We start from the raw sequence: 26,529 nt of genomic DNA on the forward strand, positions 1-26,529 counted from the left end.
CACCCGGGCGTGCCGGGCCGTGCGTCATCCACAGGCCTGGGAGGATGGCCGGGTGCTGAGCCGTCGCGGGGTGCTGCTCGGTGGAGCTGGCGTCGCCGTCGCGGCGGTCGCCGCCGGCGGCGTGGGAGTCGAGCAGGGCGTGCTGCCCGGCCGGCCCTGGCTGCAGGCCCACCTCGGCCTCAACGGCGAGGCGGGCGTGGTGCCCGATGTCGCGCCCGGGCGGGTCACCACCGGCAGCTTCGTGTCCGAGCACCGCCTCGGCGCCGAGGTGGGCTGGTGCGTGATCCGGCCGCCGGGCGCCGGCTCCGACCTGCCGGTCGTGGTCGCGCTCCACGGGCTGCACGAGAAGGCCGCGACCCTCATCGGTCCGTCGTTCGGGCTCGACCGCTACCTGGCCGCCGCGTCGGCGGCCGGCGTCGCCCCGTTCGCGATCGCCGCCGCCGACGGTGGCACGTCCTACTGGCACCCGCGACCCGACGGCGAGGACGCGGGTGCCATGGTCGTCGACGAGCTGCTGCCGCTCCTGGCGCGACAGGGCCTGCGCGCCGCGACGACCGACCGCATCGGCTTGATCGGCTGGTCGATGGGCGGGTACGGCGCCCTTCGGCTGGGCGGCCTCCTCGGCGCCAGCCGGGTCAGCGGCGTGGTCGCCTCGAGCCCGGCGATCTGGAGCGACCCCGACGAGGCGTCCCGGTCGGGATTCGCGGACGCCGCGGAGTACGAGAGGTTCACGGTGGTGGGCCACCAGAGGGACCTCGAGGCCATCCCCGTCCGGGTCGACTGCGGCACCGGCGACCCGCTCTATCGCGACGTGCAGGACTACGTGGCGGGCTTCCCCGACGACGCGCACGTGACGAGCACGTTCGAGCCGGGCGCCCACGACACGGCGTACTGGCGGCGCATGCTGCCTGACCAGCTGGCCTTCCTGGGGACCGCAGTAGGCTCGAGCGCGTGATCTTCCAAGACGTCGGGCTCGTCGAGTACGTCGCGGCGTGGGACCTCCAGCGCGAGGTCCACACGCGGGTCGCGGACGGGGCGCAGCCGGACACGGTGCTGTTCCTCGAACACCCACCGGTGTTCACCGCCGGCAAGCGCACCGAGCCCCACGAGCGGCCGGCCGACCCAGGCGGCGCGCCGGTCATCGACGTCGACCGCGGCGGCAAGATCACGTTCCACGGACCAGGCCAGCTGGTCGGCTACCCGATCGTCACGCTGCCTGACCACGTCAAGGTCGTCGACTACGTGCGCCGGGTCGAGGAGGCGCTGATCCAGGTGTGTGCCGACCTCGGCGTCACCACCGCGCGCGTGCCCGGCCGCAGCGGCGTCTGGCTCCGGGCCGACGACCGTGGCCCGGAGCGCAAGGTGGCCGCGCTCGGCATCCGGGTGAGCCGCGGCGTGACCATGCACGGCTTCGCCCTCAACTGCGACGTCGACCTGGGGTGGTACGACCGGTTCGTCCCCTGCGGCATCGCGGACGCAGGTGTGACGTCCCTGAGCCGTGAGCTCGGACGTGACGTGACGGTCTCCGAGGTGACCCCGGTGGTGGAGCGGCACCTGACCGAGTTCCTCGGGTGGGCGCCGTACGTCCCTACGCCCGACTACGACGCGCGCCCCGACCCGGCCAAGCACCCGCGCATCGAGATCCTCACGCCGTAGGCCCGGCTTCCCGGCGCGCCCCGGCGGCGCGCAACCTGATGCCTGCTTGGATCGTCGAACAGCAGACGCAGTACGACGATTTCGGGGGTCGGTTTTGAGCGAGCTGGTGATCGAGGCCACGGGCCTGCGCAAGGAGTTCCGCACTCGCCGCGGACGGCGGGTGGCGGTCCAGGACCTGGACCTGGCCGTCCCACGGGGCGGGGTGCACGGGTTCCTGGGGCCGAACGGGTCGGGCAAGACCACGACGATCCGGATGCTGCTGGGCCTGGCCCGCGCGAGCGCGGGCAGCATGCGGCTGTTCGGTGAGGAGGTCCCCCGGCGGCTGCCCGCCGTGATCGACCGGATCGGCGCTGTTGTCGAGAGCCCGAAGTTCTCCCCGAACTTCACCGGCCGCCAGAACCTCACATTGCTGGCCCGCTCGATCGGTGCGCCCACCACGCGGGTCGACGCCGCGGTCGAGACCGTTGGCCTCACCGGCCGTGACAAGGACCGCTACAAGTCCTACTCCCTCGGCATGAAGCAGCGGCTGGCCATCGCGGCGACCCTGCTCAAGGAGCCGGACCTGCTGATCCTCGACGAGCCGACCAACGGGCTCGACCCGGCCGGCATCCGCGAGATCCGGGACACGATCCGCGACCTGGGCGAGTCCGGGGTCACCGTGCTGCTGAGCTCCCACATCCTCGCCGAGGTCCAGCAGGTCTGCACCTCCGCGACGATCATCGGCCAGGGCCGCCTGCTGGCGTCGGGCAAGGTCGAGGACCTGGTCGGCGCGAGCACGGCGTACCGCGTCGGCGCCCACGACCCCGTGGCGGCGACCCGGGTGCTCACCGCGGCCGGCTTCACCGTCGGCGACGGGTTGGTGGTCGACACCGACCGCCCCGCCGACGTCACCGAGGCGCTCGGTTCGGCCGGCATCTGGCTGACCGAGCTCTCGCCCGTGCGCCGCGACCTCGAGGCGGCGTTCCTCGAGCTCACCGCCGGCACCGAGCTCGGGGGCCAGCGATGAGCGCGCGGCTGCTGCGGGTCGAGCTGACCCGGCTGCGGTGGCGCCGCGCGGTGATCCTGCTGCTGCTGCTCGCGGTGGCCATCCCGGCGTTCATCGGCGCCTCCCAGGTCTGGTCGACCCGGCCGGTCTCCGCCGACGAGATCGCCCAGGTCACCCACGCCCAGGCCGGTGAGATCCACCGCTGCGTCGAGCACCCGCGTCAGTACGGCAAGCCGAAGAGCGTCACCGAGGCGCAGTGCACCGACCTGATCGTCGGCTGGTACACCGGCCGGCAGAAGCTCAGCCTGGTCCAGCAGCGCAACGAGGGTGCCGGCATGGCGTTGGTCGCCGTACTCACCGCCTTGCTGCTGCTCGCCGGTACGACGTTCGCGGGCCACGACTGGAACAGCGGGTCGATGAGCAACCAGCTGCTGTTCGAGCCGCGGCGGATGCGGGTGTGGGCGGCCAAGGCGCTGGCGGTGACCGCCATCGCGTTCGTGATCGCGATGGTCGTGAGCACGGCGTACTGGGCGGCCATGTGGGCCACCATGCAGGCTCGTGACCTGCCGATCACAGACGGTTCGCTCGCCGACTCCTTCGCCTACGGTGCCCGCGGTGCGGCGTTCGCCGCGGCCGCGGCCCTCGGGGGCTACGCGCTCACCATGCTGTTGCGCAGCACCGTCGCCACGATCGGCGTCCTGTTCGCGGTCTCCGTGGCGGGCGGGGTCATCGTCGGCGTGCTCGGCCTCAGCGAGCACTGGCAGCCCCAGAAGAACGTGGCGGCGATCGTCAAGCACGGCACCACCTACTACGTGGAACCACCGCCCTCCTGCTTCGTCGGCAACCAGAGCGGTCCGCCTCCGGAGCCGGGGTCGGAGTGCAACGGCGAGCGCGTGCTGACCCTGTGGGACGGCGCCGGCTATTACGGGGCGGCGCTGCTGGTGTCCTCGGGCGCCTCGCTGATCTCGTTCCGACGCCGCGACGTGCCCTGAGGCCAGCCCCCGGAGCGGCTGGGGCCTCCGCGTACAGTTGGCCGACGTGACGCAAGCACCTGCACCCGAAGGTCGCAAGCTCCTCCGGCTCGAGGTTCGCAACGCGGAGACCCCGATCGAGCGCAAGCCGGAGTGGATCAAGACCCGAGCCAAGATGGGGCCCGAGTACAAGCACCTCCAGAGCCTGGTGAAGTCCGAGGGACTGCACACGGTGTGCCAGGAGGCCGGCTGCCCCAACATCTTCGAGTGCTGGGAGGACCGGGAGGCGACGTTCCTCATCGGCGGCGACCAGTGCACGCGCCGCTGCGACTTCTGCCAGATCGACACCGGCAAGCCGCAGGCCCTCGACCGCGACGAGCCGCGCCGCGTGGCCGAGTCCGTGCAGACCATGGGCCTGCGCTACGCCACGATCACCGGCGTCGCGCGCGACGACCTCGAGGACGGCGGTGCGTGGCTGTACGCCGAGACCGTGCGCGCGATCCACGAGCTCAACCCCGACACCGGCGTCGAGAACCTGATCCCCGACTTCAACGGCAAGCCCGACCTGCTGCGCGAGGTCTTCGAGTCGCGGCCCGAGGTGCTGGCCCACAACGTCGAGACCGTGCCGCGCATCTTCAAGAGGATCCGGCCGGCGTTCCGCTACGACCGCTCGCTCGACGTACTCACCCAGGCACGTGACTTCGGCCTGGTCACCAAGTCCAACCTGATCCTCGGCATGGGCGAGACCCGCGAGGAGGTCTCGCAGGCGCTTCGCGACCTGCACGCGGCCGGGTGCGAGCTGGTCACGATCACCCAGTACCTCCGGCCCTCGGTGCGGCACCACCCCGTCGAGCGGTGGGTCAAGCCCGAGGAGTTCGTCGAGCTCAAGGAGGAGGCCGACCAGATCGGCTTCTCCGGGGTGCTGTCGGGTCCGCTCGTGCGTTCGTCCTACCGGGCCGGTCGGCTGTACCGTCAGGCTGTCGAGGCCCGCGAGGGCGTCACCGCCTGATCCCGCTCGACCGACCCGACCGAACGACCTGAAGAGGCAGCAAGCACGATGGCGAAGGACCCCAAGCCCGTCGACCCGGACAAGATGAGCCGGCGCGCGCAGTTCGTCGAGACCTATCGCATGGCGAAGAAGTCCGACCCTCGCCTGAACCTGTGGATCCTCGGCTCACTGCTCGTCGGTGCCGTGATCGGCTTCGTGGTCTTCTGGATCCTGCCCGGCGAGGGCGTCCTCGGGATCATCCTCTCGGTGATCGGCGCACTGCTGGTCGGCACCATGCTCGCGATGATCGTGTTCGGTCGCCGCGCCCAGCGCGCGGCGTACGCCCAGATGGAGGGCCAGCCGGGCGCTGCCGCGGCGGCGCTCCGGATGCTGCGCCGCGGCTGGCGCACCGACCCGGTGGTCGCGTTCACCAAGCAGCAGGACGTCGTCCACCGGGTGATCGGCCCTCCGGGCATCGTGCTGGTCGGCGAGGGCAACCCGCACCGCCTGCGTCAGCTGATGACCGCCGAGCGCCGCAAGCACGAGCGCGTGGTCTCCGAGACCCCGATCCACGAGGTCGTGTGCGGCAACGGCGAGGGTCAGGTCCCGCTGCCGAAGCTGGTCAAGCACGTGCAGAAGCTCGGCCGCGCGGTCAAGCCGGCCGAGATGACCGACATCCTCAACCGGCTCAAGGCACTGGACGCCAACCGGTCGAACATCCCGCTCCCCAAGGGCCCCATCCCCAACAGCATGAAGGGCATGCGCGGCCAGATGCGGGGCCGGTAGGTCTCGACACGCTCGCTGGCGCTCCCTCCTCGACCCCTCAGGCGATGGGCGACGAGTTCATCCCAGCGCCCAGGCCCGGCATCTCGGTGATCTGATCGGCCGGGGGCGCCTGGATCGAGACGTCCTTGCCCCAGTCGTCGATCTTCATCTCGACCTTGGTCGTGGTGCCCTGGACGGGGATCTCCATCTCCAGCTGCGCCATCCGGTTCTCGTCGTCGAGCCAGAGGTCGTAGGTCACCGAGTTCGGGAGCTGGGCCGCGGCGCTGTCCGGGACCTCCATGGCCTTGCCGAGCTCGGTGCCGTCCACCGTGAGTTCGTAGTGGTCCAGGCTGCGGCCATCGACCTCCTCCTCGCCCTCGTAGGTCACCTTGTCGAGGGCCGGCTCGAGCTTCTTCATCATGGCCGAGGGATCCATCTGGTCCACCTGGTCCATCATCGGGCCGAGCTCGGCCATCGGGCCGTTCTTGTCGGCCGGGTCGATCTTCACGAACTTGCCGCCGGTCATCTGGCCCAGCGACATGTAGAAGATCCCGTCGACGAGGCGGATGTCGAAGTCGGACGCTCCGGCCACCGGCACCTGCATCGTCATGGCCATCGCGACCGGGTCGGCGGAGTAGTCGATGTCCCCCTCGGCCGTCATCTTCCCCGTTGCCCCGAGGGTCGTCGTCATCGTCATGTGGGCGGTCGTGGAGGCCTTCATGCCGTCGACGACCAGCGCGACGTAGTCGCTGGGATCGACCTCGTCGCCCGAGTGGAGGTCGGACAGGAGCGCGGTCCCGGCGGCGGCGTTGCCGCCGGCGTCGACCGCGGGATCATGGGCCGTCTGGTCCTTGTCGCCGCACGCGACCAGCGCGGTGAGGAGCAACGGGACCGTGGCAGTCGCGGCGAGGGCACGGCGTACGGCGAGGTGAGTGGTCACGGCTGGCCTTTCCGAGGAGGGCGGATGCCTCCAGCATGTCCCACCCGACCCAGCGCCCAAACCCGCGGGTTCAGGTCTGAGGCGCACGGGCCGCCTGGAGGGTGACGGTGGCCGACCCGGCCAGCACGTCGTGGAGGCCGCGGCGGTCGGGCCGGAAGACCAGCGGAGGGATGACCAGCGCGACAGCGACCGCGCGGCCCAACGACCGCAGCAGGTCGACGTTGCCGCCTCCGTCGACGCGCACCACCCGCAGCCGGGTGGCCATCTTGCCGAACGAGCCGCCGACGGTCGCGGTCAGCAGCGCGGACTCCACCACGAAGACCAGCAGCACGAACAGCCCGCCCGGGCTCCCCGTCCGGGCGTAGTCGGACCAGCCCATGAAGAGGATCACGACGAAGCTGCTCGCCGCCCAGTCGACCAGGAGCGCCAGCACCCGTCGGCCCCACGACGCGGTCTCGAGCAGCGGCGCGGCGGGCGTGGTCACGACGGTCAGGGTAGAGCCGCGCCTCACTGGTCCAGTCACCGACCACCTGTTACACGCCGGAAACAAACCCGATACGGTCGAGAAACTGGCCGTGCATACGTTGCGAGCATCGCCCGGAGCAGCGTCGCCCCGGCTCTTGCTCACAGACTTTCCGGCTGTTTCCCACCGCGTTGGCAGCCAAGGAGGACGAATGTTCCAGAACAGCGACGAGCTGCTCAAGTACGTCAAGGACGAGGGCGTCGAGATGATCGACATCCGGTTCTGCGACCTGCCCGGCATCATGCAGCACTTCACCGTGCCCGTGTCATCGTTCGACCAGTCGGTGTTCGACGACGGGCTCAACTTCGACGGCTCCTCGATCCGTGGCTTCCAGGCCATCCACGAGTCCGACATGTCGCTGTTCCCGGACCCGACCACCGCCTACCTCGACCCGTTCCGGGCCGCGAAGACGCTGGTCGTCAACTTCTTCATCCACGACCCGCTCACCGGCGAGGCCTACTCCCGCGACCCGCGCAACATCGCGCGCAAGGCGATGGCCTACCTCGCCACCACCGGCATCGGTGACACGGCGTACTTCGCCCCCGAGGCCGAGTTCTACGTTTTCGACAACGTCCGCTTCGAGACCAAGGCCAACGCCGGCTACTACGAGATCGACTCCTCCGCAGGCGCCTGGAACACCGGTGCGGCGTTCGAGAACGACAACCGCGGCTACAAGGTGAAGTACAAGGGCGGCTACTTCCCGGTCGCGCCGACCGACCACTTCGGTGAGCTCCGCGACGAGATGGTCATCGAGCTGGAGAAGTCCGGGCTCATCGTCGAGCGCGCCCACCACGAGGTCGGCACCGCCGGCCAGGCGGAGATCAACTACCGCTTCGACGAGCTGCTCAAGGCCGCCGACGACGTGATGAAGTTCAAGTACATCATCAAGAACGTCGCCTGGCGCAACGGCAAGACCGCGACGTTCATGCCCAAGCCGATCTTCGGCGACAACGGCTCGGGCATGCACGTGCACCAGTCGATCTGGAACGAGGGCACTCCCTTGTTCTACGACGAGACCGGGTACGGCGGCCTCTCCGACACCGCCCGCTACTACATCGGCGGCCTGCTCAAGCACGCCCCGTCGTTGCTGGCGTTCACGAACCCGACGGTGAACTCCTACCACCGCCTGGTCCCGGGCTTCGAGGCCCCGATCTCGCTGGTGTACTCGCAGCGCAACCGCTCCGCGTGCGTCCGCATCCCGATCACCGGCTCGAACCCGAAGGCCAAGCGCATCGAGTTCCGCTGCCCCGACCCGTCGGCCAACCCCTACCTCGCGTTCTCCGCGCTGCTGCTGGCCGGCCTCGACGGCATCAAGAACAAGATCGAGCCAGCCGCGCCGATCGACAAGGACATCTACGAGCTCCCGCCGGACGAGATGGCCGACATCGACCAGGTCCCGACCTCGCTGAACGCCGTGCTCGACAACCTCGAGCGCGACCACGAGTTCCTCACCGTCGGCAATGTCTTCACCTCCGACCTGATCGAGACCTGGATCGACTACAAGCGCACCGCCGAGATCCTGCCCATCCAGCAGCGCCCGCACCCGCACGAGTTCGAGCTCTACTACGACATCTGAGCCAGAGCCCGAAAGGGCCCCTGAGCTGCACGAACGCGCGGCCCCGCGGAGGATTCCCCCAGAACTCCCCCAGCGGGGCCGCTGCGCGTGCACCCGCGCACACGCGACATCTGAACCCGACGCGCGAGGCTCGCCCGGCTAGGTGCGATTCAGGGTGGTCACCGCCGGGCTCGTCGACTACTGCCGGCAGGTGGCGATCGTGACCCGGCACGACCCGGTGGAGACCGTCGGCCAGGTCCGGATCTTCACCCCCACCCCGAGCTGCCGCAGCTACCGGCTGCGGTGGACCGAACCCGACGGCACCCCGGGCGACACCACCGCCGGCACCAACCCGGCCGCCGCGAGCGCCAGGGCCACCGCCATCGACCGACGCCTCGCGCGGGCAGCCGGTCCCGCCGCGATGACTCCTCTCGGCGCGATCTTCACCGAATACCTCGCCGACGGCGCTAGCCCGTACACCGACCGGTCGTGGCGTAGCTCCACCCGGATCCAGATCGAGGACAACCTTGGGCGGGCGCTGCGCGGCCACGAGCACGACCTCGCCCTCGAACTCGACCGGGCGCTCTGCGACCAGATGCGCGCCCAGGCCGGCACCCCGAACATGGTCCGGATCAACACCACCGCCTTGCGAGCGTTCCTGCTCTGGGGCTACCGACACTCCCCCAGCTACTTCACCGCCGAGCAGGTCGAGTACCTCTCCCCCGGCGTCGTCATGCCCCGCCCTGCACTCGCCGGCACCCCCGCACCCCGCCGGCGAACCCGGTCCCGCCGGGTCGGCCAGGCCACCGACTACGTCGAGCACGAGGACGCCCCCTCCGCCGCCCAGGTAGTTGCGCTCGGCGAGACACTCGAAGCAGCAGTCGGTCCGTGGGGCCGACTGGCCCCGGAGATCGCCACGAACTGCGGCCCCCGATGGGGCGAACAGTTCCAGCTCACCGTCGACGACGCCCACCCCCGCGGCTGCCCTGCCGCCGACGCACCCCACCTTCACATCGACTGGCAGATCGACTCCGGCGCCCGCGCCGGCGACCCCGGCGGCAGGCGGTGTCCACCCAAGGGCGACAAGACCCGCATCGCCCCACTCCCCACCGAGTCATTCACCGGCTACCGCCTGCTGAATGCGGTCACGGACCGGATCGCTGCCGCCGAAGCCGAGCAGCACCGCGGGGCCAACGACCAAGCACTCCTGTTTCCAACACGGGGCGGCCAGCTCTGGTGGCACTCCAGCTTTGACTCCGACGTACTCCTACCCGCGATGCGTGCTGCCGGGTGGCCGCTACGCGAGTGGACTGAGATTCACGACGTCTGGGACGCACGCGCCGGGCGGTATCGCCGCGAGTCTCGTACACGCACTCTCGCCGTCCTTACGTGGCACTCGCACCGCCACCGCTTCGCCCGCGTCGCCATCGACCTCTACAAGGCCGACCCCGGCATGCTCATGGCCCTCGGCGGCTGGGAGAACGAAGCCACCGTGCTCAACCGGTACTACCGAACCGGCGCCGAACACACCCTGCGCGGCCTAGAGCGATTCTCCAAGGCACCCGATCGTCGCGCTCTTCCGCACCTCCGGCATCCGGATCAGCGAGCTGATCGGCATCCAGATCCAAGACTGGGACCACGGCCAGGGCACGATCTGGCTGCGCGGGACCAAGAACGGTGACGACCACCTCATCTACCTGCACCCCGATGCCATCGCCTACCTCGAGCGCTGGTTGACAGCTCGTGGCCACCGACCCGGTGCACTCTTCACGAACGTCATCGGCCCCGGAATGCATCCCCTCACTCCCAACGGCGTGCGGTACCTTCTCCGGACTCGGGCCGCTGCCGCGGGTGTCGCACCCTTCGGATCTCACGACTTCCGCCGGACCTTCGCAACCGAGCTGCTCCGTCACCACGACATCGCCCTGGTCGGAAAGCTGCTGAACCACAAGAAGGCGACCAGCACGCTCATCTACGACCTAGCAGGCGAGGACGATCAGCGCGCCGCCGTGGAGAACCTGAGCCTGCCCGCGATCGAGGCCGCGTCATGACTGGAGCGACCCTGCACCTCGTCACCGACGAGGAAGCGGCGACGCTTGAGCTGAGGGCCCGCGCGGTGTCGATGTTCGCCGCGAGGTATCTCCACAACAGCGAAAGCCGGCGCGCCATGCTCGGAAGCCTGAAGCGGCTGGCCGGCGTCTTCAGCAACCACACCCTCAACGAGCACACGTTCCCGTGGGAGGTACTGGTCGACGAGGACCTTTCCTCCCTGATGTGGTCCAAGGTTGCCGAGAACTACGCCCACGCAACCGGCGCCAAGGACGCCTCCGCGCTTCGCCGCATCATCTCCTGCTGCCACCGCGTCGGCTTGCTCACCTACGAGGAGTACCGCCACGCCATCTCCTTCGAGGCCAAGGGCGGCGTCCATCGCCCTCCAGCCGGTCACTACCTGTCCGAGGACGACGTCGGGCTCATCCTGGTCGCCTGCGCTTCCGGCAGCGGTGGTCTGAACACTCGGATCAGAGACACCGCGCTGGTGGTGGCGCTGGCCAGTACCGGCGCCCGAGGAAACGAGATCACCGGGGTTGACATGAACGAGGTCGATCTCGCCGACCGACGGCTCTGGTTGAGTCGCACCAAGTCAGGGACTCCCCGGAACGCCTGGCTTCACCCCGTGTCGGTGCCAGCCCTCGAGGATTGGCTGCGAGTTCGCGGGCCCGAGTCGGGCCCACTCTTTGTGCCCCTGTCTCGAACGGGTCGGCCGCTGCACAGCCACGGAGCGCTCAGTACCCACCAGGCATGGAAGATCGTGCGCGGTCGCGCTGCCGAGGCCGGATTCGCCGGGATCACGCCCCACGACCTGCGGCGATTTTCGATCACGACCCTCCTCGACCACGGCGTGGACATCGCCCTCGTGGCGAAGACCGTCGGGCACACCAGCACGACGACCACCGCGCGCTACGACCGCCGACCCGCGGCCCGGCAGCGCGACGCCGTGGCGACGATTCGACTCCCTGCCCTTGCGTCGCGCGACGTGACGACCCTCGACGTCTGTCATCCGGACTCCGCCCGATGGGCTGGCAAGAACCGCTGATCACCCTCTGTCGAGATGCCCTCAGCGCGGGTCGTTCCCAGCGCACCAGTGCCCTCGTCTCTGCCGGCGCCTCCTACATAGGCGGCGGCCGGGCGAGGGCTCGGTAGCGTCCACCCCCGCTACCGCCCGGTGGCGTGCAGACCAGCATCCGCACGCGCGTCCTGCAGCCAGCGGCCCGGTGTCCCGCCCTCGCGGATGAACCAGGATCACTGGCAAGTCACCTGACCGGGCGACTGCCTTCGTCTCCGGACCCGACACGGGTCGGTCCATGACCACGACCACCGAAGACACGAAGCGACCTGCCCTCGAGACCGTCGGGGCGGTCCGAATCCTCAACCCATGCTCGAAGGGCTACTACCGCCTCAAGTGGACCCGGTCCGACGGTTCCGTGGGCGACACCAGCGGGGGAAGGACGATTGAGTCCGCCCGTGCCAAGGCCGCGATCAAAGACGCCGAGATCTCAACCGCATCCAGCCCGCTCGCGGCCACGCGCTTGGACGAGATGGTGCGGCGCTTCGTTGCCGAAGGCACGAGCCCGTACGCCAGCAAGAGGACCGGCAAACCCGAAAAGTGGAAGCCCGCGCACAGGTCCAACATCAGTAAGGCGCTTGCCCGCTGCCTTCACGGCCACGGCCACCGCCTCGCCGCCCACTTGGAGCCGGACCGCAAGCTAGTCGATGCGATGCGTGCCCAAGGCGGCACCTACAGCGTGGTACGGAACAAGACCAGCGCCCTACGAGCCTTCCTGACGTGGTCCGGCAAGAAGGGCTACATCTCTTGGCAGCAAGCCGAGATGCTGCCGCGTGCCGCGCTGATGCCCGACCCGGCGTACCCGCGCACCAGCACGCTCATCCTCCGTGCCGACTCCCCCGCCCGGGTCCGGCAAAACGGCATGCACCACCTCTACATCCGAGATGAGGACGCCCCCAAGGCCGAGCAAGTCATTGCACTCAGCGCGCAAATGGCCGCCCTCGTACCCACCTGGGGCGAACTCGCGCCCGAGTTCGCGGCCAACTCCGGAGCTCGGTGGGGCGAGCAGTTCCAGCTCACCGCCGACGACATCCATCTCTCGGGCTGCCACCAGGATCGATCACCTCACGCGCACGTCGACTGGCAGATCAACCCGGCTGGCAAGGAGGCCGACAACGACCGCCGGTGCCTGCCGAAGGGCGACAAGACTCGCCGCATCCCCGTCGCTCGTGAGTCCTTCACCGGCTACCAGCTCCGGGACGCGATTCGCGCACGCGTCGAGGAGGCCCGCCGCGAACAGGAACTCGGCACGAACCCCGACGCACTCCTCTTTCCCGCTACAAGAGGAGGTCTGCTCTGGTACACCGGCTTCGCCGCCGACATCCTGCTGCCAGCCATGGAGGCAGCCGGCTGGCCGATCGACCTCTATGAAGACACCTGGCACCAGTGGGACGGAGAGAGGTTCGTCGAGAAGACCACCCACCGGCGCGACGCACGGCTGACCTGGCACTCGCTGAGGCACCGCTTCGCGCGAATCTGCGTGGACCTGAAGAAGCTGCGTGAAGGCGTTCTCATGGGTATCGGCGGATGGGAGAACATCGCCACCGTCCAGAACCGGTACTACCGCAGCGGAGACGACGCCATGAACGCAGGAACGGCCGCCTTCGACTGACACGACCGCGCCGGGAACCATCGCCAGGTGTCTCCTTGACACCTGACCCAGGCGACTCGCGACACCCGACGTCACCGGCCTCAATGACCGCGGTGTGGTCCGGGGTGTCCGGCCCGCCTGATACAGGCCACGCCAGCTCGCGGCAGTACGACGCCGCAGCGGTCTGCAGCCCGCCCGCCGAGGATGCGAGTCAGGTCGGCGACGTCGATGCCTGCCCTCGCGCGGTTGAGGGCAGCGCGGACGGCGGCGACAGGGTCGGGGCCGTCTTCGCCCCACCCGTGCTCCATGGCGGCCTCGAGCTCATCCTTGCCGAGCAGCTGTGCGGTCTGCTCGTCGAGCAGACCAGAAGCTACGGCGGCCTTGACCATGCCGGACGGCGCGGCTGGCGGTCGGTAGTCCCAGCCGTCGAGGCCAACCTCCTCGGCGATGAGGTCGAGCAGTGTCAGCACCTGCCAGATCTCGGTGGTCTCATCCGGGCTCAACCGGCCGGTGGCGACGAGGGCGTTGGCCAGGGCATACGCCGCGTTCGCGCGCCGTGGCCCGGCGCACAGCACTTCGATGATGCCCACGCCGTGTTCGACACGGCTGGCAAAGACGACCCGGTGCTCCTTGTTCAGCACCTCCAAGGTGTTCCATCCGGCCAACTGATCTCCGCCAGCCTTGTTGCTCAAGGGATGCGTGCCCCCGGGCCTGAGGCACAGCGCGACAACATCGACCATCACCGACTCGCGGTCGGCCGGCGTCAGAGCTTCGAGGTATTCGAGGAAGACGTCGTTGAAGACGATCTCGGCTTGGTCGTCGGGGAACGATTCCCCGGACCTCACCTATCAGCCTCGGCGCGCTCCTGCGCCAGCTTCCGCACGTGCTCGACGTCGAGCCCGAGGCGGTCACATGCGTCGGCGAGGGAGAACCGCTTGCTGCGCTGCGACACCAGGTCTGCTGCGGCGTCGAGCACGGCGAGTTGTGCCTCGCGCACGCGGCGGGCGGACTCGTCAAGGCGCTCGGCGGAGTCGACGACGGCGACGGGGCGACCGTGATTGGTCAGCACCACGCGGCGCTCCGCGGCCTCATGTACCACACCGGAGACTCCCTTGCGGGAGGCGGTGGCTACGGGCATGCGGAGCGTGGTCATGTTTGCAACAGTACCTAGAAGTACCTACTCTTGCAACGATCCAGCTTGGGTCGAGAACGGTCGGCTTGCGCTTTCACACATGACATCGCACCTTGCTGCCGGACTCAGCCGGCGGCGAGCCTACGCCTCGACCCGGCAGTCATGTGACCCGCCCGGACTCACCAGCGTTCCGCCGCGGGGAACACCCGGCACATTGTCGGCGGGGATGCCTAGTCTGAAGTTGTGACTGAGGCTTCGGACCACTCGTTCGCCAGCCTAGACGCTGCGCTGGACTCAGTGCTCCGAGACGACGACGGTTCCGTGGAGACCGTGTACCTGACCGGGCCGAAGGCGCAGGCCACTGAGGACGGCTGGCTCGTCCCGAGCGTCGACGTTGGGTCTTGGCGGGAACTGAATGTCGGCGACAGGGTCGTGGCGCTGGACTTCCAGTCGCCCGCGGAGTTCCTAGTACAGGTCGTCGCTATCGAGAAGACCTCCGAGGTTTTCTACTACCTACGTCACCTCGCAGACCTGGACCCTGCCAACGAGCCGAGCCTGAACGCCACGCGAACCTGGCTGCGAGACAGCGACGCTACGGGCGAACCCTGATCACCCCCAGACGCGCAGACCTGCCGAGATGCGGACGTCGATGTCGCTGGCATCCCGCACAGATGGACGCGGGGCGATCGTCCGGTTGGCCGTAGGCAGGACTGCCATGAGCACAGAACCGCCACGCTGTCTCGCGTATCGGTATCGGGCCGGTTCGATGTCTTCAGGAGGCGCCTGCTGCTACTCCTCCAGCTTGGCGTTGACCCCTTTCACTAGCCTCCCGATCTTGTCGGTGGTCTGAAGGATCTTCTTGGAATCCGCTCGACTGCACACGTTGTCCGACAACTCGCACACCCGCAGGTAGGCGTTGACCTTGGCGATCTCGTAGTTGGCCTCGAGGACGTCAGTCGCCAGTTCCTCCGAGCACAGCACCTTGATCTCGCTGGTCGCGTAGTCGAGATTGCCGATGTTCAGGGTCGTCGCGATGACCGCCGTGCCCATGATTGCGTCGGTCGCGTGCCTGTTGATCCGATCGACCCACTTGGTCGCTGCCAACCGGCAGTCGAGCGACTCCCCGGCGTCGGTCGTCGCCGACTCCACGGGCGGGGACTGGCTAGAGCTCGCGGGAGCCGAGGGGGCGTCCGCCTCGGTCTCCGGCCCGCTCGAGCAACCGGTCGCTGGGACCGCCAGTAGCGCGACCGCTACGACACGAAGGACGTTCACGTTGGCGACGCTAGAGGTTCCATCCCCGATTGTCTGGGGAGAGTCCCCGACGCAGGATCTGAGCGCTCCCGAGTGGGCGCCTCGCCCCGACGTCCGGATCTGGCGACCCGAGCGCCCGCACACGCCGATCAAGGGTCGTCGGTCAGGGCAGTTCGTCGTAGTCGCAGTGCGCGCATCAGAGGTGTTGCTTCCAACCACTGCTGGGGGGTCAGATCGCCCCAAGTTGGTCCCCCGAGGGCCGCCGCCAAGACCTCACCGCCGGGCCCGTCGAAGAGCAATTGATCGCCGACAGTCTGGATGAACCAGCAAAGTTGCGTCTGGATGAAGAAGTACTCCCGGTGCTCCTGCAGGAAGCCGATCACATTCTCGATGTAGCCACGACTCATCTCCTCCAGTAGGTGAGCTCGGCCGAGCCGGTCGACCCAGTAGACCTGCTGGTCGAAGACACGCAGGTCGAGCCTGTCCTCGCCGAACTGCCCGAAGGCAGTGAACGGAAGCTCGAGCGGCCACAACCTCTCGTCGCTCGGCACAGGACTCGGCGGATAGTCGCCCACCGAATGATCGTCGACCATGCAGCCATCATGCCTGTGCGAGGGAGACCGGACGCCGCGGCGAATTGTCGCGGCGCGGGCGTCTCCACGCCCGGGAGCCATACCCTGTCGACCCTGTCGACCGGCTGCTGGCGGTCCTGCATCGCGGACCCAGCGCGACCATAGCTCTCGGAGGTAGGTCGTTGCGGTGCGGCCAGATCACGGCAGGCTCCCCTGCATGCGGTGCTATAGCGTGCTATATCAGCCTCCCGGTGCTATACGGCCTAGGCGCTGGCACATCTGGCGGGGCGCCTCTTGCCCTACTCCGCGCGGCGATCCGACACTCGTGCCATGACGCAGGACGGTCGGACCCATTCGTGCAGGCCGGCCGTCTGCCCATGAGTGCCGGTGAGGTGGTGATCGGGCTCGTCTCAGCTCCGGGTACGGCCACCGAGGTCGCGGCGAATCTCGCTGAGGATCTGCGCGCAGAGTTGAGCGTGCTGATGCCCACCGTCCGGTGGCGGGTGCCGACGGTGGTCGACCCCCTTGTCCATCCACCTGCCGACGACGCCGTTCTCGTCGCCGCGGGGAGGGAGCGGCTCCTGCAGGAGGCCTGGGACCTGGTCGTCTGCCTGACGGATCTGCCGCTCAGGGTTCGTCGTCGGCCGGTGGTCGCCCATGCCAGCCCGGTGCACGGAGTGGCTGTCGTGTGCCTCCCGGCGCTCGGGGCCGTTGGACTGCGTCGCCGCGCCCGTGACGCGGTCGTCGGTCTCGTGCGCACCTTGCTCGGGGAGACGGAGGACCACGCGCCGTCGGGCCCGGCTGCCGGTCTCGGGCGCCGCGCCCGCGAGCTCGGGAGTCAGCAGGAAGCGGGAGACGGCAGCGTCATGTTCACGGCGAGGGTCCTGAGCGGGAACGTGCGACTCCTGGGCGGAATGATCCGAGCCAACCAGCCATGGCGGCTTGCCATCGGACTCTCCAAGGCGCTGACCGCCGCTCTGGCAACCGGGGTCTTCGCGTTGGTCACGCCCGACATCTGGCAGCTAGGCGACGCGCTCAGCTGGACCAGGCTCTCGGCGATCGGGGTGGGCGCCGTCGCGGCGATCACGGCCGCGCTGATCCTCGGAGCGGGCCTGTGGGAACGCGGTTCGAACCCAGCGGGTGGGAAGCAGGTGACCCTCTTCAACCTGGCCACGACGGGAACGGTCGTACTGGGCGTGTTCTTCCTGTACGGCGCGCTTCTGCTGCTCGCACTGCTGACGACGCCGGTCCTGGTGCCTGCGCATCTGCTCGAGGAGAACATCGGGCACGCGGTTCGATTCGGCGACTACCTGAAGCTGGTGCTGCTCGCCAGCGCCCTGGCGACGCTGGGCGGCGCCCTGGGTGCGGGCCTGGAGAGCGACGAGGCGGTCCGGGCCGCCGCCTACACGTACCGGCAGGAGTCGGGCGAGGTCCTGCGGAACGGGTGACCGACATCAACCGGGATCAGGCATCGACCGGGCGCCCGACCCGGTTCGGCCGGCCGGGCCCTTGACCAGCGGGGCGTGGCGGGGCCTGATCCTCGCAACGTTGTCCGCGTAGTCGGACCACAAGCCCGCGGCAGGTGCCGCACACCTGGCCTCGTCGGTGTCGATGACGACCTCGCCTCTCACGAGGTCGAAGGCCACCGTGCGCACCTTGCCCGCGGGGGCGATGCCGATCTCGCGGATGAACCGCACGACCCTGGCCTCGAGCTCCCGGTCCTTCATGACGCTGAGGGCTTCCCGGGCCTGCCCCTGCTCACCGACGCCCCTCGGCTGCCAGGAACTCGTGCACCTGGCGGATCGCGACCGAGCCCTCACCCACAGCGGAGGCGACGCGCTTGACCGAGCCACTGCGTACGTCGCCCACGGCGAACACGCCCCGGCGGCGGGTCTCGAACAAGCCGTCGGAGCCGTCGGAGCCGTCGGCCGCAGACCCGGTCAGGATGAACCCCTTCGCGTCGAGCGGGATCTCTCCCTGGAGCCAGCTCGTGTAGGGGGCCGCTCCGATCAGGACGAACAGAGCCGTCGTCGGAACGCGATGCCTGGCGTCGGTGCGGAGATCGTGCAGCACCACCTGGTCGAGCGCTTCGTCCCCGATGAGCTCGCACACCTCGCTGTTGCGCCAGACCTTGATGTGTGGCGACTGCCCGACACGGTCGGCCAGGTAGCGGGACATGTCCCTCCCCAGGTCGTCGTGCCGGATGACCAGGTTGACCACCGGCGAACGACGAGCCAGGAAGCAGGCCGCCTGGCCCGCGGAGTTGCCGCCCCCCACGACGGTGACGGGGTCCTGCTGGCACAGCCGGGCCTCGAACTCCGTGGCGGCGTAGTAGACGCTGGAGCCCTCGAGACGATCCAGCCCCGGGACGTCGAGACGTCGGTAGCGCACACCCGTGGCGACGAGCACGGCGTGGGCGACGAGGTCGCCCCCGTCTGCCAGCCGCACCACGTGGTACCCGTCGACCTGGGTGAGGGAGGTCGCCTCGCCGGGGATGGTGAAGGCGGCGCCGAACTTGCGGGCCTGCACCACCGCCCGGTCGGCCAGCTCCGCCCCGGTGATACCGGCAGGGAACCCCAGGTAGTTCTCGATCTGGGACGACGTGGCCGCCTGCCCGCCGGTGGCGAGCGCGTCCAGGACGACCGTCGAGAGTCCCTCGGAGGCGGCGTACACCGCCGCGGCCAGGCCGCCCGGGCCGGCGCCCACCACGACCAGGTCGTACGCCGACCGGCTCGGCGCCGCTCGAAGGCCGAGGAGCTCTGCCAGCTCCGCGTTGCTGGGGTTCCGCAGGACCGTCCGCCCCTTCCAGATCACGACGGGCGTCTGGTCGGGCGGGATGTCGAAGGCCCGCAGGGTGACCTCGGCATCGGGATCCTCCTCCACGTCCTCCCAGCGGCACGGGATGCGGTTGCGGCTCGCGAAGTCCCTCAGCCGGCGGGTGTCGGCTGAGTAGCGGGAGCCGATGATCCGGAGACCGGCGCCGAGGTCGGCATGGATGGTGCGCCGCAGGATGAAGGCTCGCAGGATCAGGTCTCCGAGCGCCTGGTCCTGGGTGACCGCCTCCTTGAGCCGGTCGTAGCGCACCTCGAGGACCTCCACGTCGGTCTGGGCGATGGCGGTGACGTAGACCGCCTGGCCGGTCAGCATGGAGAGGTCACCCACGAAGCGACCGCGCCCGTGGACGGCGAGCACCCGCGACTCACCCGCGGGGCCTTCCTCCTGGACGACCCGGACCCGGCCGTCAAGGACGACGAACATCCCGCAGTCGCGGTCTCCCGCGCAGAACAGCGTGGTGCCCTTGGTCAGCGCCTTCCGCTCGCCATGCCGCGAGAGCAGCATGATCTGATCGTCACCGAGCCGGGGGTAGGCGCCGATGGAGTCGGGGGTCTCAGGTAGGTCCGCGAGCTCGAGCTCAGACGAACTGCTCGTCGACATAGCACCATCTCCAGGTCTCCCCCGGCTCGATCGAACGCACGATGACGTGGCCCGCGGTGGCGGCGTGAGCGCGCGCGTGTCGCATCGGCGACGAGTCGCAGCAGCCGACCTGGCCACAGGTGAGGCACTGGCGCAGGTGCACCCAGGAGGTGCCGAGCTGCACGCACTCCGCGCAGACGCGCCGGGGGGGTGGGGGCACGGGGCGGACGATGCGCAGGTGCGGATCGGCCCCGACGCTCGTCCGGTTGGCAGTCATCGCGCCCCCGTCGGGAGCCTGGACTCGAGCCAGGAGCGCAGCTGGTGCTCCGGAAGGGCACCGATCTGCTTGTCGACCACCGTGCCGTGGTCGAGGAGGACCAGCGTCGGGATCGACTGGACCTCGAACCGCCGGCTCACCGTCGGGTTCTCGTCGGCGTTGACCTTGACCAGCTTGAGGTTGCCGGCCAGCTCCCCGGCGAGCTTCTCCAGGGCCGGGCTCACCATCCGGCAGGGGCCACACCACGGCGCCCACACGTCGACCAGCACCGGCAGGCTCGACTCGTCGACGACGGCGTGGAACTCGTCGTCGTTCGCGTCCACCACCCAGCGCAGCGGAGTGCCGCACTTCCCGCAGCGTGGCGTGCCCTCGGCCACCACCGGCACGCGGTTCCTGGCCCCACAGTTGCCGCACTCGACCGTCGTCGACTTCTGGATGCTCGCGGTCATGCCACGGCCCGCCCTTCTGACGAGTTGCCGGCCGCCGTCACCGTGATCCTGCCGTCGGCGACGTCGACCGAGATCACTCCCCCATCGGCCGCGTCGCCGCGCAGCAGCGCCCGCCCGACCTCGGTCTCCACCTCGCGGGCGATGAACCGTCGCAGCGGACGGGCGCCGTACGCCGGGTCGAAGCCCTGGTCGGCGATGAAACGCCGCGCTCCGGCCGTGACGTCGAGGGTTATCCGCATGTCGGCCAGCCGCTCGCGCAGCTCCTCGAGCTGGAGGTCGACGATGCGCTCGATCTCGGCGAGCGTCAGCGGCTTGAACATCACGATCTCGTCGACGCGGTTGAGGAACTCCGGGCGGAAGTGCGACTGCAGGGTGCGCATCACCATCGAGCGCGCGTCGTCCTTGACCTCGCCGTCCGCCGTGACTCCCTCGAGGAGGTACTCCGAGCCGATGTTGGAGGTCATGATCAGCACGGTGTTGCGGAAGTCGACGGTGCGGCCGTGGGAGTCGGTCAGGCGGCCGTCGTCGAGCACCTGGAGCAGCGTGTTGAAGACGTCGACGTGGGCCTTCTCGATCTCGTCGAGCAGGACCACCGAGTACGGCTTGCGCCTCACGGCCTCGGTGAGCTGACCGCCCTCCTCGTAGCCGACGTAGCCCGGAGGTGCTCCGACCAGCCGGCTGACGGTGTGCCGCTCCTGGTACTCGCTCATGTCGATCCGGACCATGTTCTCCGCGGTGTCGAACATCGCGACGGCCAACGTCTTGGCCAGCTCCGTCTTGCCGACGCCGGTGGGGCCCAGGAAGATGAACGACCCGATGGGCCGCTGGGGGTTCTTGATGCCGGAGCGGGCGCGGACGACGGCATCGGCCACCAGCTGGACCGCCTCGTCCTGGCCGATGACACGTTCGTGGAGCACCTCGTCGAGGCGGAGCAGCTTGTCGCGTTCCCCCTCCTGCAGGCGCGTGACCGGGATGCCGGTCCAGCGCGACACGATGTCGGCGATCTCGTCGGCGGTCACGACCTCGCGCAGCAGCCGGCGGCCGCCCTGCTTGCCGGCGAGTCGGGACTCGGCCGCTTCCAGCCGCCGCTGGATCTCCGGCAGCCGGCCGTGTCGCAGGGATGCCGCTCGGTTGAGGTCGTACTCGCGCTCGGCACGCTCGCTCTCCAGCCGTACTTGTTCCAGCTCCTGGCGCAGGGACTGCACCTCTCGCAGCGCCGACCGCTCGGCCTCCCACTGCGCGCGGAGGGCATCGGCTTCGGCCCGCGCGTCGGCCAGCTCCTTGCGCAGCTCCTCGAGGCGGGCCCTGCTCGCGGCGTCCTCCTCCTCCGAGAGTGCCGCCTCCTCGATCTCCATCCGGGTGACGCGCCGGGTGAGCTCGTCGAGCTCGGCCGGCATCGAGTCGATCTCGGTGCGAAGCATCGCGCACGCCTCGTCGACGAGGTCGATCGCCTTGTCGGGCAGGAAGCGGTCGGAGATGTAGCGGTGGCTCAGGGTCACCGCTGCCACCAGGGCGCCGTCGTGGATCTTCACGCCGTGGAAGACCTCGAGCCGCTCGCGGAGCCCGCGCAGGATCGAGAGCGCGTCCTCCTCGTCGGGCTCGTCGACCAGGACCGGCTGGAACCGGCGCTCGAGGGCTGCGTCCTTCTCGATGTGCGTGCGGTACTCGTCGAGGGTGGTCGCGCCGATCATGTGCAGCTCGCCGCGGGCGAGCAGGGGCTTGAGCATGTTGCCGGCATCCATCGCACCCTCGGCGGCGCCGGCACCGACGACGGTGTGCAGCTCGTCGACGAACAGCAGGATGTGGCCCTCGGCGCTCTGCACCTCGTTGAGCACCGCCTTGAGCCTCTCCTCGAACTCGCCGCGGTACTTCGCCCCGGCGATGAGCGCCCCCATGTCCAGGGCGAACACGGTCTTGTCCCGCAGGCCCTCGGGTACGTCGCCGTCGGCGATCCGCTGGGCCAGACCCTCGACGATCGCGGTCTTGCCCACCCCGGGTTCGCCGATGAGGACCGGGTTGTTCTTGCTCTTGCGCGACAGGATCTGGATGGTCCGGCGGATCTCGGAGTCCCGGCCGATCACCGGCTCGAGCTTGCCGGCCGCCGCCGCCGTGACGAGGTCGCGGCCGTACTTCTCCAGCGCCTCGTAAGTTCCCTCCGGGGTCGCCGAAGTCACCCGCTGGTGACCACGCACCTCGGTCAGCGCGGCCAGGAACGTGTCCCGGGTCAGCCCCTGAGCGTGGAGGAGCCGCCCGGCGGCTGACCCCGAGCCCTCCTCCACCAGAGCGATCACGAGGTGTTCCACAGAGATGTACTCGTCCTTCAGCCTCCGGGCCTCGCGATCGGCCGTGTCGAGCAGCCGCGACAGCCGCTGGGTGACGTGGACCTGCCCGGGCGTCACGCCCGGCCCGCTGACCCGCGGGCGCCGGCCGAGCTCGGCCTCGAGCTCCTCGCGCACCCGGTCCGGATCGGCCCCCGCCCGGGCGAGCAGTGGCGCGACCAAGCCGTCGGCCTGGTCGAGCAGTGCCAGCAGCAGATGCTCCCCGTCCACCTCGACGTGGCCGAAGCGCAGCGCCTTGGTCTGGGCGTCGTGCAGAGCCTCCTGCGACTTCTGGGTCAGTCTGTTCGTGTCCATGGAGCGCCTCCTCGTCGTGACGTACGCCGTTGCGTCTTCTCCAGCTCCGCGATCCGGTCGAGCAGCTCGACGACCAGCCCGATGGCGCAGTAGCCGAGGTTCAGGCTCATCCGCAGCCGCTGGATCCTGGCCATCTCCTTCACCTGGGAGGGGTCGAACCACAAGCGGCCCTGCGCGTCGCGGGTGACTTCCAGCAGCCCGAGGGCGACCAGACGGCGTACGAGCTCGGGATGGACGCCGGTGACCTGTGCATAGCTGTCCAGGCTGAGCCTGTAGGGCCGAGCGAGGGCGAAGTGCGTGACCGCTGTCATCGTCTGCTCCTCGCGTCGAAGCTGGACACCTTCGCGAGCTCCTCGAAGAGCCGGTGCTCCTCGTCGGTGAGGTTCCGGGGCACGCGGACCTGCAGCTCGGCGTAGAAGTCCCCCGGCCTGCCTCGTTTGTGGGGTAGACCGCGGCCCTTGAGCCGCAACCGGCGGTGGCTGGATGAGCCTGCCGGAACCTTCACCGTGGCGGCCCCTCCGGGAGTGTCGACGGACACCGAAGCGCCCAGGGCGGCCTCCCAGGGAGCGATCGGCAGGAGTGCGTGCAGATCGCGACCCTCGACCCGGTAGCGCGGGTGGTCGGCGATCCGGACCACGAGGTAGAGGTCTCCGGCCGCCGCCGAGCCGCTGCCAGGGCCGCCCTGGCCGCGCAGCCGGATCCGCTGACCGTCGACCACACCTGCCGGGATGGTGACGTCGAGCGTGCGGGGACCGTCGGGACCGCTGATCGTGAAGCTGCGCTCGGTGCCGTGGTAGGCCTCCTCGACCGAGACCTCCACCTGGGCCTCGTGGTCGGATCCCGGGACCGGGCCCGGCCCCCAGCCAGCCCGACCCCGGCCGCCACGTCCCCGCCCGCCGAAGATCCCCCCGAGCAGGTCCTCGATGTCGACCTCGTCGCCGAAGTCGCCTGCTCCGAAATCTCCCGCTGGGCCGGCCCCCGACGACCAGCGGCCGCGCGCGCCTGCCCCGGCGCCGGCGTAGGTTCGGGCTTGACGCCAGGCGGCCGGATCCGTGTCGGGAGGGACGCGCCGGAAATCCTCGCCGAAGGCGTCGTAGCGGCGACGCAGCTCGGGATCCGACAGCACGTCGTAGGCCTCGGCGATGTCCTTGAACCGCTCCTCGGCCCCGGAGTCCTTGTTGATGTCCGGGTGGTTCTGGCGCGCCAGTCTGCGATAGGCGCGCTGAATGTCGGCCGGGTCGGCATCGCGGGAGACCCCGAGGACCTCGTAGAAGTCTGTGGCCATCAGGATGCTCGGGTCGCCACCACGACCGCGGCCGGACGCAGGAGCTTGTCAGGGGGCCCGTAGCCGGGGCGCACGACGTGAGCCACGGTGCCGGGCGTCAACCCCTCACCGGACACCGTGCTGACCGCCTCGTGCACGGCGGGGTCGAAGGGAGTGCCGTCGTCGTCGCGACGCGGGTATCCGAGAGTGGCCAGGACGTCGACCGCCTGCGCGAACACGGCTCTGACGCCCTCGACCACGGAGCCGGGATCGGACGACGCGTGCTCGAGCGCCCGCTCCAGGTTGTCCACGACGGGCAGCCAGCTGGCGGCCACGGCCGCCCGTTCCTGCTCGCGGCCACGGACGACGTCGCGCGCGCATTGCTTGCGGAAGTTGTCCAGCTCGGCAGCCGTACGCCGCCACGCATCCTCCAGCTCGGCGATCTGGCGCGCCTGGTCGACGTCTTCGGGAGCTTCGTCCACCGGCGCCCCGTCTCCCAGCGCCCCGGTGGTCGGTGCCTCGTGGTCGGACATGGCCGTCAGTGGGAGGTGAACTCGGCGTCGATGACGTCGTCGTCATCGCTGTCAGACGCTTCGTCGGAGGCGCTTGCCGACCCGGTCGACGGTCCACCGCCACCTCGGGCTGCGGCGCTCAGCACCTGGCTCATCTGATGGAGCTCCCCGGTCAGGGCGCGAAGGCGGTCCACGGGTTCGTCGCCCTCGACGGCCTGGCGGGCCTCCTCGACCAGCATCTCGGCACGGGCGCGGTCGTGCTGCGGCACCGACGCGCCGGCCTCCTCGAGGGCCTTGCGCACCTGGTAGGCCACGGAGTCGAGCTCGTTGCGAGCGTCGACCCGCTCGCGCAGGGCGGCGTCCTCACCACGGTGCGTCTCGGCGTCCTTGATCATCCGGTCGACCTCCTCCTGGCTGAGCGTGGAGGTCTCGCTGATGGTCACCTGCTGCTCGGCACCGGTGTCCTTGTCGCGCGCCGAGACGTGCAGGATGCCGTTGGCGTCGATGTCGAAGGTCACCTCGATCTGGGGCACCCCGCGCGGAGCGGGACGGATGTCCTCCAGCCGGAACCGGGCCAGCACGCGGTTGTCGGCCGCCCTCTCCCGCTCGCCCTGCAGCACGACGACGTCGACGGCGGACTGGTTGTCCTCCGCGGTGCTGAAGATCTCGGTCCGCCGCGCCGGGATGGTGGTGTTGCGCTCGATGACCTTGGTCATCACCCCGCCCATCGTCTCCAGCCCCAGCGACAGGGGCGTGACGTCGAGAAGCAGCACGTCCTTGACCTCGCCCTTGATGATCGCCGCCTGGACGGCCGCGCCGACAGCGACGACCTCGTCCGGGTTGACGGTCATGTTGGGTTCCTTGCCACCGGTCAGGCGGCGTACCAATGCCTGCACGGCCGGGATCCGCGTCGAGCCGCCCACGAGGATGACCTCCTCGATGTCGTCGGCGGTGACCTTGGCGTCCTCCATGGCCTGCTTGACCGGCCCGAGGCAGCGGTCGACGAGGTCGGCGGTGAGCTGCTCGAATGTGGACCTCATCAGGTTGACGTTGAGGTGCTTGGGCCCGGAGGCGTCAGCGGTGACGAACGGGAGGTTGACGGCGGTCTGGGTGACCGCCGACAGCTCGACCTTGGCCTTCTCGGCAGCCTCGAACAGACGCTGGAGGGCCTGGGAGTCGTCGCGGAGGTCGATGCCGTTGGACTTCTTGAAGTCGTCGGCCAGGTAGTCGACGATGCGGCGGTCGAAGTCGTCGCCGCCGAGATGCGTGTCCCCGGCCGTGGATCGAACCTCGACCACGCCGTCCCCGACGGTCAGGATGCTGACGTCGAACGTGCCGCCGCCGAGGTCGAAGACCAGCACTGTCTCGTTCTCGAGCTTGTCCATCCCGTACGCGAGGGCGGCGGCCGTCGGCTCGTTGATGATCCGGAGGACCTCGAGCCCGGCGATCTTGCCGGCGTCCTTGGTGGCCTGACGCTGCGCGTCGTTGAAGTGCGCCGGGACGGTGATGACCGCCTCGGTGACCCGCTCGCCGAGGAACTTCCCGGCGTCGTCGACCAGCTTGCGGAGCACCTGTGCCGAGATCTCCTCGGGTGCGTAGAGCTTGCCGTCGACCTGGAAGCGCGCCGCGCCGTCGGGGCCGGCGACCACGTCGAAGGAGACGGTGGTCATCTCGCTGGTGACCTCGTCGTACTTGTGGCCGATGAAGCGCTTCGCGGAGTAGATCGTCCCCTTCGGGTTCAGGATCGCCTGTCGCCGGGCCATCTGGCCGACCAGTCGCTCGCCGTTCTCCAGGAAGGCGACCACGGACGGCGTCGTCCGGTTGCCCTCCGCGTTGGGGATGACCTGTGGCTGCCCACCGTCGGTCGCCGCGATCACCGAGTTCGTCGTTCCCAGGTCGATGCCCACTGCCCTGCCCATGACCACTC

The 26,529-nt window shown here is 69.5% G+C and carries 27 protein-coding genes and 1 pseudogene; 13 read left to right on the forward strand and 15 right to left on the reverse strand.

What is annotated here, in order from left to right:
* The first annotated feature begins 52 nt into the window (after positions 1-52).
* The 6 genes and pseudogenes from AC3ANS_RS12740 to AC3ANS_RS12765 all read left to right on the forward strand — a co-directional run bounded on the left by AC3ANS_RS12740 (position 53) and on the right by AC3ANS_RS12765 (position 5,386).
* Complete coding sequence (locus AC3ANS_RS12740; protein WP_488291961.1) at positions 53-955, forward strand: alpha/beta hydrolase-fold protein; 903 nt, start codon at positions 53-55, stop codon at positions 953-955.
* Positions 952-1,656, forward strand: a complete 705-nt coding sequence (gene lipB / locus AC3ANS_RS12745) for a lipoyl(octanoyl) transferase LipB (RefSeq protein ID WP_488291962.1) — start codon at positions 952-954, stop codon at positions 1,654-1,656. The genes AC3ANS_RS12740 and lipB overlap by 4 nt, the downstream gene beginning before the upstream one ends.
* Positions 1,657-1,750: 94 nt before the next feature.
* The gene (locus tag AC3ANS_RS12750; protein ID WP_488291963.1) at positions 1,751-2,662 is read left to right on the forward strand and encodes an ABC transporter ATP-binding protein; all 912 of its coding nucleotides are present in this window, start codon (positions 1,751-1,753) and stop codon (positions 2,660-2,662) included.
* Entirely contained in the window at positions 2,659-3,633 is a 975-nt protein-coding gene (locus tag AC3ANS_RS12755) for a hypothetical protein (protein WP_488291964.1), read from the forward strand. Before AC3ANS_RS12750 ends, AC3ANS_RS12755 begins: the two co-directional genes overlap by 4 nt.
* Positions 3,634-3,679: 46 nt before the next feature.
* Positions 3,680-4,594: pseudogene (lipA, locus tag AC3ANS_RS12760) on the forward strand (lipoyl synthase); the annotation flags it as partial.
* Between the two features lie 75 nt (positions 4,595-4,669).
* Entirely contained in the window at positions 4,670-5,386 is a 717-nt protein-coding gene (locus AC3ANS_RS12765) for a DUF4191 domain-containing protein (protein WP_488291965.1), read from the forward strand.
* A 37-nt stretch (positions 5,387-5,423) separates the two neighbouring features.
* Here AC3ANS_RS12765 and AC3ANS_RS12770 read toward each other — a convergent pair whose 3' ends face one another.
* Both AC3ANS_RS12770 and AC3ANS_RS12775 read right to left on the reverse strand, forming a co-directional pair.
* Positions 5,424-6,305 carry an SCO4651 family lipoprotein gene (locus tag AC3ANS_RS12770; protein WP_488291966.1) on the reverse strand — a complete coding sequence of 294 codons (882 nt, stop codon included), beginning with the start codon at positions 6,303-6,305 and terminating at the stop codon, positions 5,424-5,426.
* 70 nt (positions 6,306-6,375) lie between these two features.
* Positions 6,376-6,789 carry an RDD family protein gene (locus tag AC3ANS_RS12775; protein WP_488291967.1) on the reverse strand — a complete coding sequence of 138 codons (414 nt, stop codon included), beginning with the start codon at positions 6,787-6,789 and terminating at the stop codon, positions 6,376-6,378.
* A gap of 190 nt (positions 6,790-6,979) precedes the next feature.
* On the opposite strand from AC3ANS_RS12775, the gene glnA reads away from it, so the two are divergent.
* From glnA to AC3ANS_RS12800, 5 genes are all read left to right on the forward strand, one after another.
* Complete coding sequence (gene glnA / locus AC3ANS_RS12780; protein WP_488291968.1) at positions 6,980-8,404, forward strand: type I glutamate--ammonia ligase; 1,425 nt, start codon at positions 6,980-6,982, stop codon at positions 8,402-8,404.
* Positions 8,405-8,594: 190 nt separating this feature from the next.
* The gene (locus AC3ANS_RS12785) at positions 8,595-10,064 is read left to right on the forward strand and encodes a hypothetical protein (protein ID WP_488291969.1); all 1,470 of its coding nucleotides are present in this window, start codon (positions 8,595-8,597) and stop codon (positions 10,062-10,064) included.
* On the forward strand, positions 10,006-10,434 hold the full coding sequence (locus tag AC3ANS_RS12790; RefSeq protein ID WP_488296492.1) for a tyrosine-type recombinase/integrase: 429 nt from the start codon (positions 10,006-10,008) through the stop codon (positions 10,432-10,434). Before AC3ANS_RS12785 ends, AC3ANS_RS12790 begins: the two co-directional genes overlap by 59 nt.
* A complete protein-coding gene (locus tag AC3ANS_RS12795; RefSeq protein ID WP_488291970.1) occupies positions 10,431-11,477 on the forward strand; it encodes a tyrosine-type recombinase/integrase in 1,047 nt (348 codons plus the stop codon). The genes AC3ANS_RS12790 and AC3ANS_RS12795 overlap by 4 nt, the downstream gene beginning before the upstream one ends.
* 268 nt (positions 11,478-11,745) lie before the next feature.
* Positions 11,746-13,119 carry a hypothetical protein gene (locus AC3ANS_RS12800; protein ID WP_488291971.1) on the forward strand — a complete coding sequence of 458 codons (1,374 nt, stop codon included), beginning with the start codon at positions 11,746-11,748 and terminating at the stop codon, positions 13,117-13,119.
* Between the two features lie 80 nt (positions 13,120-13,199).
* Here AC3ANS_RS12800 and AC3ANS_RS12805 read toward each other — a convergent pair whose 3' ends face one another.
* Both AC3ANS_RS12805 and AC3ANS_RS12810 read right to left on the reverse strand, forming a co-directional pair.
* On the reverse strand, positions 13,200-13,943 hold the full coding sequence (locus tag AC3ANS_RS12805) for a hypothetical protein (protein ID WP_488291972.1): 744 nt from the start codon (positions 13,941-13,943) through the stop codon (positions 13,200-13,202).
* Positions 13,940-14,251: a type II toxin-antitoxin system prevent-host-death family antitoxin gene (locus AC3ANS_RS12810; protein ID WP_488291973.1), complete on the reverse strand. Its 312-nt coding sequence runs from the start codon at positions 14,249-14,251 to the stop codon at positions 13,940-13,942. The genes AC3ANS_RS12805 and AC3ANS_RS12810 overlap by 4 nt, the downstream gene beginning before the upstream one ends.
* 222 nt (positions 14,252-14,473) lie before the next feature.
* Here AC3ANS_RS12810 and AC3ANS_RS12815 point away from each other — a divergent pair, with 222 nt between their 5' ends.
* The gene (locus AC3ANS_RS12815) at positions 14,474-14,839 is read left to right on the forward strand and encodes a hypothetical protein (protein WP_488291974.1); all 366 of its coding nucleotides are present in this window, start codon (positions 14,474-14,476) and stop codon (positions 14,837-14,839) included.
* A 180-nt stretch (positions 14,840-15,019) separates the two neighbouring features.
* Here AC3ANS_RS12815 and AC3ANS_RS12820 read toward each other — a convergent pair whose 3' ends face one another.
* The gene (locus AC3ANS_RS12820; protein WP_488291975.1) at positions 15,020-15,502 is read right to left on the reverse strand and encodes a hypothetical protein; all 483 of its coding nucleotides are present in this window, start codon (positions 15,500-15,502) and stop codon (positions 15,020-15,022) included.
* A 128-nt stretch (positions 15,503-15,630) separates the two neighbouring features.
* Positions 15,631-16,074 carry a hypothetical protein gene (locus tag AC3ANS_RS12825; RefSeq protein WP_488291976.1) on the reverse strand — a complete coding sequence of 148 codons (444 nt, stop codon included), beginning with the start codon at positions 16,072-16,074 and terminating at the stop codon, positions 15,631-15,633.
* 335 nt (positions 16,075-16,409) lie between these two features.
* On the opposite strand from AC3ANS_RS12825, the gene AC3ANS_RS12830 reads away from it, so the two are divergent.
* Positions 16,410-17,501, forward strand: a complete 1,092-nt coding sequence (locus AC3ANS_RS12830) for a hypothetical protein (protein ID WP_488291977.1) — start codon at positions 16,410-16,412, stop codon at positions 17,499-17,501.
* A 6-nt stretch (positions 17,502-17,507) separates the two neighbouring features.
* On the opposite strand, the gene AC3ANS_RS12835 is transcribed toward AC3ANS_RS12830, so the two are convergent.
* The 9 genes from AC3ANS_RS12835 to dnaK are packed head-to-tail and all read right to left on the reverse strand — an operon-like array spanning position 17,508 to position 26,521.
* Positions 17,508-17,780: a hypothetical protein gene (locus AC3ANS_RS12835; RefSeq protein WP_488291978.1), complete on the reverse strand. Its 273-nt coding sequence runs from the start codon at positions 17,778-17,780 to the stop codon at positions 17,508-17,510.
* Positions 17,781-17,811: 31 nt separating this feature from the next.
* Positions 17,812-19,488: an FAD-dependent oxidoreductase gene (locus tag AC3ANS_RS12840; protein WP_488291979.1), complete on the reverse strand. Its 1,677-nt coding sequence runs from the start codon at positions 19,486-19,488 to the stop codon at positions 17,812-17,814.
* Entirely contained in the window at positions 19,466-19,744 is a 279-nt protein-coding gene (locus AC3ANS_RS12845) for a UBP-type zinc finger domain-containing protein (protein ID WP_488291980.1), read from the reverse strand. The genes AC3ANS_RS12840 and AC3ANS_RS12845 overlap by 23 nt, the downstream gene beginning before the upstream one ends.
* Entirely contained in the window at positions 19,741-20,193 is a 453-nt protein-coding gene (trxA, locus tag AC3ANS_RS12850; protein ID WP_488291981.1) for a thioredoxin, read from the reverse strand. The genes AC3ANS_RS12845 and trxA overlap by 4 nt, the downstream gene beginning before the upstream one ends.
* The gene (clpB, locus tag AC3ANS_RS12855) at positions 20,190-22,826 is read right to left on the reverse strand and encodes an ATP-dependent chaperone ClpB (protein WP_488291982.1); all 2,637 of its coding nucleotides are present in this window, start codon (positions 22,824-22,826) and stop codon (positions 20,190-20,192) included. Before clpB ends, trxA begins: the two co-directional genes overlap by 4 nt.
* Positions 22,808-23,137 carry a chaperone modulator CbpM gene (locus AC3ANS_RS12860; protein WP_488291983.1) on the reverse strand — a complete coding sequence of 110 codons (330 nt, stop codon included), beginning with the start codon at positions 23,135-23,137 and terminating at the stop codon, positions 22,808-22,810. Before AC3ANS_RS12860 ends, clpB begins: the two co-directional genes overlap by 19 nt.
* Positions 23,134-24,111: a DnaJ C-terminal domain-containing protein gene (locus AC3ANS_RS12865; RefSeq protein ID WP_488291984.1), complete on the reverse strand. Its 978-nt coding sequence runs from the start codon at positions 24,109-24,111 to the stop codon at positions 23,134-23,136. Before AC3ANS_RS12865 ends, AC3ANS_RS12860 begins: the two co-directional genes overlap by 4 nt.
* Positions 24,111-24,623, reverse strand: a complete 513-nt coding sequence (locus tag AC3ANS_RS12870; protein ID WP_488291985.1) for a nucleotide exchange factor GrpE — start codon at positions 24,621-24,623, stop codon at positions 24,111-24,113. Before AC3ANS_RS12870 ends, AC3ANS_RS12865 begins: the two co-directional genes overlap by 1 nt.
* Positions 24,624-24,628: 5 nt before the next feature.
* Positions 24,629-26,521, reverse strand: coding sequence for a molecular chaperone DnaK (dnaK, locus tag AC3ANS_RS12875; RefSeq protein ID WP_488291986.1), 1,893 nt, complete (start codon positions 26,519-26,521; stop codon positions 24,629-24,631).
* Positions 26,522-26,529: the final 8 nt, after the last annotated feature.

It is taken from the genome of Nocardia sp. 149-1B (assembly GCF_057747975.1).